Origin of the sequence: Pantoea sp. CTOTU46764, assembly GCF_031974595.1 — a bacterium.
Classification (GTDB): Bacteria; Pseudomonadota; Gammaproteobacteria; order Enterobacterales; family Enterobacteriaceae; genus Pantoea; species Pantoea trifolii.
The window spans coordinates 1-9,135 of record NZ_DALYOQ010000013.1; the positions used below are offsets into that span (position 1 = coordinate 1).

The window sequence follows — 9,135 nt, forward strand, 5'->3', positions numbered from 1 at the left end:
GCCTATGTCCATTATCCCATCGACGATCTGCTGGCGATTCTGGCGCTGGAGAGTCAGCGTCATCACTGCATGGTGATTGGTGAGGATTTGGGTACGGTGCCGGAGAAGATTATCGGCAAGCTGCAGCAGGCGGGCGTCTACTCCTACAAAGTACTCTATTTTGAGCAGACATCCAAAGTGGCCTTTCGCGCCCCTGCCCGCTGGCCACGTCAGGCGATGGCGGTCGCCACCACCCACGATATGCCCACCCTGCGCGGCTGGTGGCAAAGCGACGATTTACGGCTGGGCAGCGAGTTGGGACTTTATCCCGATAAGCAGATTCTTGCCGGGCTCAACAAGTCGCGTTTGGCCGCACGCCGCGCGCTGTTTAAGAGCCTGCAACGCAGCAATTGCTTGCCCGAACAAGCCGAACCGCAGGTGATGGATCGGGCGTTAAGTGCCGCGATGCAGCGTTATCTGGCGGACAGCAACAGCGCGCTGCTGGGCTTGCAACCCGAAGAGTGGCTGGATATGGCTTCCCCGGTGAATATCCCCGGCACCACCAGCCAATATCCCAACTGGCGCCGCAAACTCAGCGCCTCGCTGGAGGAGATGTTTGAAGATCCGCAGATTAATGCGTTGCTGGCGGATATTGATCAACGGCGGAAGCGGGTTTGATTGGGCATTGATATGTACCTGGTCGCCATAAATGGCGACCCTACAGTATCGTAGGGTGCGCATTTATGCGCACCAGGCAAAAAAAGGGGCGCCGAAGCGCACCAGATGGGACAAATCAGCACTGCCGGGGCGGATTACCCCTTGCCTTTAACACTGCTGATAAACACTTGTCTGGCGGAGGTGGAACCTAAACGCTCGGCCTCATCCAGCAGCTGCAACGCCTTATCGATATTGCCCTTCTCAACGGCTTCGCGGATGTTCTGATTAAAGTAACCTTCGGTATCCGTCATGATCGGTTTAGGTTTTGCGTCCGAAACCGGGGCAGCACGATAAGTCGCAGGCGCAACCGGCTGCGTATTACCGACGGTTACCGGCGCCGGGCCAGATGATCCGAACAGCGGCCCAACCAGAATTGATGAACCTGAACTGGTTTTCACTTTGAGTTTCAGCGTGCCTTCGCGGCTGTGCTGGGCAATCGGATCAGGGATATCCGGCACCGCATTACCGGTGCCGCGAGCGTAGGCTTTGGCCGGATCGAGTAATGTGGTGGTTTCGGTCAAATCCTTCTCAGTAGTGAACACCAGCAGATAGATCTTTTGCTGACCCAGCGCAGGCGTCAGTTTCATCACACCTTCCAGCCGATCCGCTGCCATCACGCCCGGCTGCTGATAGGTGAAAAAGCGCGCCGGGAACCAGGCCGCTGGACGCATATTCTCATCCAGCACCAGCACATTCGGCGCAAACACCTGATTTTGTCTAACTTCACTGCTCAGCGTAATGGTGAGTTCACCGATATTGGCTGGCAAGCTGTAGGCCGCCACCGAACCCGTCACGCCCGCAGCGTTAAGATTGGCGTGGTTTTCACTCAGCGTGGTGACCTGCGTGCGGGAGGTATCTACCGGCAACCAGCTCAGCGTTTGCAGGCTGGCGGCGGGGAATGTGGGTGCGGCAGAGAGATCCTGTGGCACCAGATTGACATCCGCCAGCGCCGGTAAACTTTGACCGGCCAGCAACGCGGCGCTCAGGCAGAGCGCAAAAACCGTTTTTTTCATTCTCATTGTATAACCTCAAAAAACTGTCAGGCGGCGGCGCGAACCAGGCAATGGCGCGCCGCGCCGAAAAGAGAGGGTCTCAGTTAAGCCACAAGCGGGAGCATTACCACCAAATCTCCATCTGCGCCCCGAATGTCACTTCATCGTTGTTGCCACGGCTGTTGGTCAGAATGCCGTTGCCGCTGCTGTCGTTAGAGGCAAAGGAGGTCAAATCCCCTGAGCTGTCTTTGCTGTAGCCCCACTTCTCATCCCACTTGGCGTAGGTGGCGAACAGACGCAGCGCCGGACGCGACCAGATGCTGTCGCCCGCCTGCCACTGTTGTGCCAGCGTCACTTTGTACTGGCCGTTGCGCTCGCTCACCTGCTGCGATTTGACGTTGTCGTAGCCCACTTCAAGCAGCGTGCTCATGATCGGCGTCCATTTGTACATTGGGCGCACGCCCACGGTGTACCACTCGGTACCACGGTTGTTGTCGAGGTCGGTATTCTGGTACATGGCGACGTACATCAGATCCCAGCGATCGGCGAGGTTAATTGCACCGTGATCGAGTACGCGATACATGCTGCCGCTGTTGTTGATGTTGGTGCCCTGCGGCAAGCCTTTACCTTGTGAGGTCAACGCATCGGTGGCGTACTGCAGCACGAACTTGTTGTAGCCCTTCATCATGCTCTGTGTATGTTCGGCGGTGAACATCCAGCCATCTTTGGAGGCGTTATCTTCGAGGCGATAACCGTCACGCGCGTTGGCGCGGCCATAATCAACGCCCAATTCCAGCACGCCGTTCGGGTTGGTTTCGAGGCCCGCTAAACGCACATCAAACACGTCGTTGGCGGTGCTGGTGGCGTAATCACGAATCTGATCGCTGGAGAAGGTGTAAGAACCGCCCGCTTCCGAGGAGCGCGTGGCGGCAAAAGAGAGTTTGCCGAAGCCGAGATCGACATCTTCCAGACCAGCACCAGGACCGGAAATATCCCAGTAGTAGAAGTCGATCATATGTACGTCATGACGCTGGTAGAAACGCTTACCGGCCCAGATGGTGGAACCCGGTAGCGCGTCGATCAGGTTTTTGCCCTTCACGTTGGCTTCACGGAACGCCGGGGAGGTCGCTTCCCAGTCATTCTGCTGGGAAACCGAATAGGCGACGTTGGTATCGAAATAGAAGCTCTTATCGCCCTCTTTCCATACTTCCTGGCCCAGCTTCAGCTCAGCGTAGGTTTCACATTCGTTGCCCAGACGGTATTTACTTTGTGCGCCGGTGGCCTGAAAACATTGCTGTTCCCCGCCGCTGCCGGTCCAGCCGATGCCGGAACGGGCATAGCCGGTAAAATCGACTGCCATCGACGGGGCAGCGAGCGTACCTGCCGCGATAGCAACCGCGATAGGGAGTTTGCGCAGAGTTAACATTTTCTATCTCCTGAGGTCATTGCTTTTATTGTTTTGCAGGGCTAAACACCGGGCTCCTGATGCAGCCTGCGACAGGCGCTGCCATCTTCACGGAAAAGATGGCAACGCTCCGGCGGCAGGCCGATGCCCATCAGGGCGCCCTCTTCTACCAGCACGACGTCCTCCTGGCGGTAAACCAGGCTTTGACGAATAGCGGGAATCTGGATGTGAATTTGCGTTTCGTGTCCCAGCTGCTCGACCACCGTCACCTCGCCCTCGAGGGTGACGTCAGCGATATCGCTGGAGAGCAGATGCTCGGGACGAATGCCTAACGACATGTTGCTGCCCACCTGCACACCGGCGCTGTCGACCGGTAGCCACACCAGTTGGGTGTTGGGTAGGCGCACCTGCACCTGATCGATGGCGGTGGCGGTAACCTTTACCGGTAAGAAATTCATGCGCGGTGAGCCGATAAAACCGGCGACGAAACGATTGGCGGGATAGTGATACAGCTCGAGTGGCTTGCCGACCTGGGCAACGTGGCCGCCATCCAGCACCACGATCTTGTCCGCTAGCGTCATCGCTTCGGTCTGATCGTGGGTGACGTAAATCATGGTGCGCTTCAAGCGCTTATGCAGACGTGAGATCTCAATGCGCATCTGCACGCGCAATGCGGCGTCAAGGTTGGAGAGCGGCTCATCGAGTAAAAACACGCGCGGTTCTGCCACCAGTGTACGGCCAATCGCTACGCGCTGACGCTGCCCGCCCGACAGCGCTTTCGGACGGCGCTCCAGCAGATGCGCCAGCTGCAGCACTTCAGCCACCTGATTGACGCGCTGCTGGATCTCCGCTTTGCGCGTGCCCGCCAGTTTCAGGCCGAACGACATGTTCTCGGCCACCGAAAGATGGGGATACAGCGCGTAGGACTGAAACACCATGCCGATGCCGCGCTCGGCGGGCGGCACCTCATTCATGCGTTTGTCGCCAATAAACAGATCGCCGCTGGTGATGGTTTCCAGTCCGGCAATCATGCGCAGCAGCGTCGATTTGCCGCAGCCTGACGGTCCGACAAAAACCACGAACTCTCCTTCGGCGATCTCAAGGCTGATGTTTTTCGACACCTCAGTTTCGCCCCACACCTTGGAGACACTGCGCAACGTAACGCTCGACATGATGCTTTCCTCTCAGCTTGCTATTCCTTGTCCGCAAATCGGCGGACAGACCCCGGCGACCACTATGGGCAAGGACATCAAGGCCGACATCCTCCACCGCAGCGCGTCAGCGTGGGGGAGGAGACGGGAGGAGGAGATCGTGCAGACGCGTCTGATAAAACGCGGCAGGCAACCATTTTTGTGAGCTATGACGCAGAGCAGAGCGACGATTGTGTGCGCCAGTCCGTGATAACCGGGTGGTTTTGCAACACAGATCACATCAGATGAAAGGCAGGCGTAGAGCCGGGGAGGATGAGAAGCGGCGGCAGATACTCACAATGTGGCAGGTAAAACGATTTCCGTTTCCGCTAACAGGATGGAGTTATGACAATGAAAACCGGTGCACGCATTCTTGCCCTTTCCGCCCTGACGGCCGTGCTGTTTTCAGCTTCTGCCGTTGCAAAGATTGAAGAGGGAAAGCTGGTCATCTGGATCAACGGCGACAAGGGCTACAACGGCCTGGCTGAAGTGGGTAAAAAGTTTGAGCAGGAAACCGGCATCAAAGTGACGGTTGAGCATCCGGACAAAATGGAAGAGAAGTATCCGCAGGTGGCCGCCACCGGCGACGGCCCGGACATTATCTTCTGGGCGCACGATCGTTTCGGCGGTTACGCGCAGTCAGGCTTGTTAGCGGAGATTTCGCCGGATGCGCGCTTCCAGGAGAAAATCTTCCCGTTCACCTGGGACGCGGTGCGCTTCAACGGCAAGCTGATCGGTTATCCGATTTCGGTGGAATCCTTATCCCTCATCTACAACAAAGATCTGCTGCCTGAGCCGCCAAAAAGCTGGGAAGAGATCGCCGCCATTGATAAGAAAATGCGCGCGCAGGGCAAGAGCGCCATGATGTTCAACCTGCAGGAGCCGTACTTCACCTGGCCATTGCTGGCGGCGGGCGGCGCTTATGCCTTTAAGCTTAACGATGGCCGCTACGACGTGAAAGATACCGGCGTGGATAACGCTGGCGCCAAAGCGGGCATGAAATTCCTTGTCGACCAGGTAAAGGCCAAAACGCTGAATGCCGATACCGATTACTCCATCGCTGAAGCCGCCTTTAATAAAGGGCAAACCGCCATGACCATCAACGGGCCGTGGGCGTGGAGCAACATCGATAAGAGCAAAATCAACTACGGCGTCACGCTGCTGCCAACGCTGAACGGCAAAAATTCCAAAACCTTCGTCGGCGTGCTGAGTGCCGGGATCAATGCCGCCAGCCCGAACAAAGAGCTGGCCAAAGAGTTCCTGGAAAATTACCTGCTGACCGATGCTGGTCTTGATGCGGTCAACAAAGACAAACCGCTTGGCGCGGTGGCGCTGAAGTCGTTCCAGCAGACGCTGGAGAAGGATGAGCGTATCGCCGCCACCATGACCAACGCGCGCAACGGCGACATCATGCCGAACATCCCGCAGATGGCCGCCTTCTGGTACGCGATGCGCACCGCCACGCTGAATGCGCTGAGCGGACGTCAAAGCGTTGATGCGGCGCTGAAAGATGCGCAGGCACGACTCAACAAGTAATCCTCTCTACCAGAGCTGGCGCAATCCGGCTCGTTACTGGCTGTTAAGGAAAACCGCATCATGTCAGGAAAACCGAAAACAGCACGGTTCAGCGCCGTGCTGAAGGCTCTTTTTCTCGGTATCTGCTGTCTGCTGGTCGGCTATCTGCTCGTGCTGATGTATGCAAAAGGTGAATATCTGTTTGCGCTGGTGACACTGATTATCAGCGCCGTCGGCATCTGGATTTATGCCAATCGTCGCGCCTATGCCTGGCGCTATGTCTATCCCGGCCTCGCGGGCATGGCGTTGTTCGTGCTGTTTCCCCTCGCCTGCACCGTGGCGATTGCCTTTACCAACTACAGCAGCACCAATCAGCTGACGCTGGAACGCGCGCAACAGGTGTTGCTGAGCCGTCAATATCAGGACGGTTCGGCGCTGAACTTCTCATTGATTCCGGCGGGCGATCGCTGGCAGCTGGTACTGACCGAAGCGGCCAACGGGCAAACCTTCGTTTCACCTGCGTTTGCTTTCGGTGGAGCGCAAAAGCTGAAACTGACCAGCGCCCCGCCGCCGCCGGGCGAACGCGCCACGTTGCGCATCGTCACTACTAATCGTCAGGCGCTGAACCAGATTCAGGCCGAACTGCCGGATGGCCGCCAGGTGGTGATGAGTTCGCTGCGCCAGTTCTCCGGCACGCGCCCGTTGTATGTACTGCAAGCCAACGGCGATCTGAAAAATCAGCAAAGCGGCGCGCTGTATCAGGCCAATCGTGAGAGCGGTTTCTATCAGAACAGCAGCGGCGAAGCGCTGAGCCCGGGCTTCACGGTGAATACCGGCTGGAAGAATTTCATTCGCGTGTTTACCGATGAAGGGATTCAAAAGCCGTTTCTGGCGATCTTTGGCTGGACGCTGCTGTTTTCCTTCGTAACGGTGATTCTCACCGTGGCGGTTGGCATGGTGCTGGCTTGCCTGGTGCAGTGGGAAGCGCTGAAAGGCAAAGCGGTGTATCGCGTGATGCTGATTTTGCCTTACGCCGTGCCCGCCTTTATCTCGATACTGATCTTCAAAGGCTTGTTCAACCAGAGCTTCGGTGAAATCAACGTGATGCTGCAAGCGCTGTTTGGCTTCCAGCCCGCGTGGTTCAGCGATCCAACGCTGGCGCGCACCATGCTGATTATTGTGAATACCTGGCTCGGTTATCCCTACATGATGATTCTCTGCATGGGGCTGCTGAAAGCGATTCCGGACGATCTCTATGAAGCTTCGGCGATGGACGGTGCCGGGCCGCTGCAGAACTTCTTCCTGATTACCCTGCCGCTGCTGTTGAAGCCGCTGATGCCGCTGATGATCGCCAGTTTTGCCTTCAACTTTAATAACTTTGTGCTGGTACAGCTGCTGACCAACGGCGGACCGGATCGAATCGGCACCACCACGCCAGCCGGTTACACCGATTTGCTGGTCAATTACACCTGGCGCATTGCGTTTGAAGGTGGCGGCGGGCAGGACTTTGGTCTGGCGGCGGCGATTGCCACGCTGATCTTCCTGCTGGTGGGCGCGCTGGCGGTGATCAATCTTAAAGCCGTGCGGATGAAATTCGATTAAGGAGGCGTTATGGCTATGGTGCAACCCAAATCGCAAAAGCTGCGTCTGTTGATGACGCATCTGCTGCTGCTGATATTTATTGCGGGAATTCTGTTTCCGCTGCTGATGGTCTTCGCCATCTCACTGCGCGCCGGTAACTTCGCCACCGGCTCGCTGATCCCGGAGCAGATTTCCTGGGAACACTGGCAGCTGGCGTTAGGTTTCAGCGTCGAGCACGCCGACGGCCGCGTGACGCCGCCGCCCTTCCCGGTGCTGCTCTGGCTGTGGAACTCGGTGAAAATCGCCGCCATCAGCGCGATTGGCATTGTGGCGCTTTCCACTACCTGCGCCTATGCCTTTGCACGCATGCGTTTTGCCGGGCGTGCCACGCTGTTAAAAGGCATGCTGATTTTCCAGATGTTCCCGGCCGTGCTGTCGCTGGTGGCGCTGTATGCGCTGTTTGATCGTCTGGGACAATATCTGCCGTTTATCGGCCTGAATACGCATGGCGGTGTGATCTTTGCTTATCTCGGCGGCATCGCCCTGCACGTCTGGACCATTAAAGGCTATTTCGAAACCATCGACGGATCGCTGGAAGAAGCCGCCGCGCTGGATGGTGCTACGCCGTGGCAGGCGTTCCGGCTGGTGCTGTTGCCGCTCTCGGTGCCGATTCTGGCGGTAGTGTTTATTCTGGCGTTTATCGCTGCGGTGACTGAAGTGCCGGTGGCTTCGCTGCTGCTGCGCGATGTAAATAGCTACACACTGGCGGTCGGCATGCAGCAATATTTGAACCCGCAAAACTATCTGTGGGGCGACTTTGCCGCAGCGGCGGTGCTCTCTGCAATTCCAATTACGCTGGTGTTCCTGCTGGCACAACGCTGGCTGGTCAGCGGCCTGACCGCCGGAGGCGTGAAAGGCTAACCCGTTTATTATCCTCCTTCCTCAATGTTCACTGCAGTTGAGGGTTTTGGCGGCCTTCGGGCCGCTTTTTTTATGGGGGTGAGCGTTAATTAGCACGCTGTTCATCCATTATTTTTAAATACAGATCGTAATTTTCCTGATCAAAGCAGACTAAATTGACTTGCTCGATATTAGGGTTATCACGTAAACATTGGTTAATCACACCCAATGCGATTTCAGCCGCCAGCACTTTCGGAAATCTGTATATTCCGGTACTGATATTGGGAAACGAAACGGTATGAATGCCATATTTTTCGACCAGTTCAAAACAGCTCAGGTAGGCATTTTTCAACAGCGTTTCTTCGTCATGTCTTCCGTCATGCCAATGTGGGCCAACGGTGTGAATGACGTATTTTGCTGGCAAATTACCCGCCGTGGTGATCACTGCATCTCCGACTTTACAGCCACCTTGTCGATTCCTGATTTTCTGACACTCAGCCAAAATTGCTGGCCCACCCGCACGATGGATGGCGCCATCAACTCCGCCGCCGCCCAGCAAGGATGTGTTGGCGGCGTTAACAATGGCATCAGCTGGAACTTTGGTTATATCTTCTTTGAGCAAGGCGATTTTGTTCATGTTACTTCTAATCCTCAGCTTCAGCAGTCTTAGCCAGAAGTTAAGCAATCATCCTCTCATTCCATCCGTCCTTAAACACAATATTGCCGTCCACGTATTTCCATGTGATCGTTTCATATCGTAGCTCAATATTTTCCAGATGCGTGCTGGTCTGGCCGTTTGGCAGCAAAGCCGGAGAAATGCTGGAGATTTTGACGTTTTCCAACAGAATATTAAAAT

General features: G+C 56.2%; 9 protein-coding genes. 4 read left to right on the forward strand and 5 right to left on the reverse strand.

Features of this window, described 5'->3' with window-relative positions:
- On the forward strand, positions 1 to 657 hold a 657-nt coding region (gene malQ, locus RTM06_RS06895), incomplete at its 5' end, for a 4-alpha-glucanotransferase (protein WP_312180896.1).
- Between the two features lie 134 nt (positions 658 to 791).
- On the opposite strand, the gene malM is transcribed toward malQ, so the two are convergent.
- From malM to malK, 3 genes are all read right to left on the reverse strand, one after another.
- The gene (gene malM / locus RTM06_RS06900; RefSeq protein ID WP_312180897.1) at positions 792 to 1,715 is read right to left on the reverse strand and encodes a maltose operon protein MalM; all 924 of its coding nucleotides are present in this window, start codon (positions 1,713 to 1,715) and stop codon (positions 792 to 794) included.
- Between the two features lie 97 nt (positions 1,716 to 1,812).
- A complete protein-coding gene (locus RTM06_RS06905) occupies positions 1,813 to 3,114 on the reverse strand; it encodes a maltoporin (protein ID WP_256698920.1) in 1,302 nt (433 codons plus the stop codon).
- A 41-nt stretch (positions 3,115 to 3,155) separates the two neighbouring features.
- On the reverse strand, positions 3,156 to 4,265 hold the full coding sequence (malK, locus tag RTM06_RS06910; protein WP_061719670.1) for a maltose/maltodextrin ABC transporter ATP-binding protein MalK: 1,110 nt from the start codon (positions 4,263 to 4,265) through the stop codon (positions 3,156 to 3,158).
- Between the two features lie 363 nt (positions 4,266 to 4,628).
- Here malK and malE point away from each other — a divergent pair, with 363 nt between their 5' ends.
- The 3 genes from malE to malG are packed head-to-tail and all read left to right on the forward strand — an operon-like array spanning position 4,629 to position 8,300.
- On the forward strand, positions 4,629 to 5,819 hold the full coding sequence (gene malE / locus RTM06_RS06915) for a maltose/maltodextrin ABC transporter substrate-binding protein MalE (RefSeq protein ID WP_061719671.1): 1,191 nt from the start codon (positions 4,629 to 4,631) through the stop codon (positions 5,817 to 5,819).
- 60 nt (positions 5,820 to 5,879) lie between these two features.
- Positions 5,880 to 7,400, forward strand: coding sequence for a maltose ABC transporter permease MalF (malF, locus tag RTM06_RS06920; protein WP_312180902.1), 1,521 nt, complete (start codon positions 5,880 to 5,882; stop codon positions 7,398 to 7,400).
- Between the two features lie 9 nt (positions 7,401 to 7,409).
- On the forward strand, positions 7,410 to 8,300 hold the full coding sequence (gene malG / locus RTM06_RS06925) for a maltose ABC transporter permease MalG (RefSeq protein ID WP_061719673.1): 891 nt from the start codon (positions 7,410 to 7,412) through the stop codon (positions 8,298 to 8,300).
- 85 nt (positions 8,301 to 8,385) lie between these two features.
- Here malG and RTM06_RS06930 read toward each other — a convergent pair whose 3' ends face one another.
- Positions 8,386 to 8,916 carry an O-acetyl-ADP-ribose deacetylase gene (locus tag RTM06_RS06930; RefSeq protein ID WP_312180905.1) on the reverse strand — a complete coding sequence of 177 codons (531 nt, stop codon included), beginning with the start codon at positions 8,914 to 8,916 and terminating at the stop codon, positions 8,386 to 8,388.
- 40 nt (positions 8,917 to 8,956) lie between these two features.
- Positions 8,957 to 9,135: type VI secretion system tube protein Hcp (locus RTM06_RS06935; RefSeq protein ID WP_312181008.1), on the reverse strand; the 179-nt coding region annotated here is incomplete at its 5' end.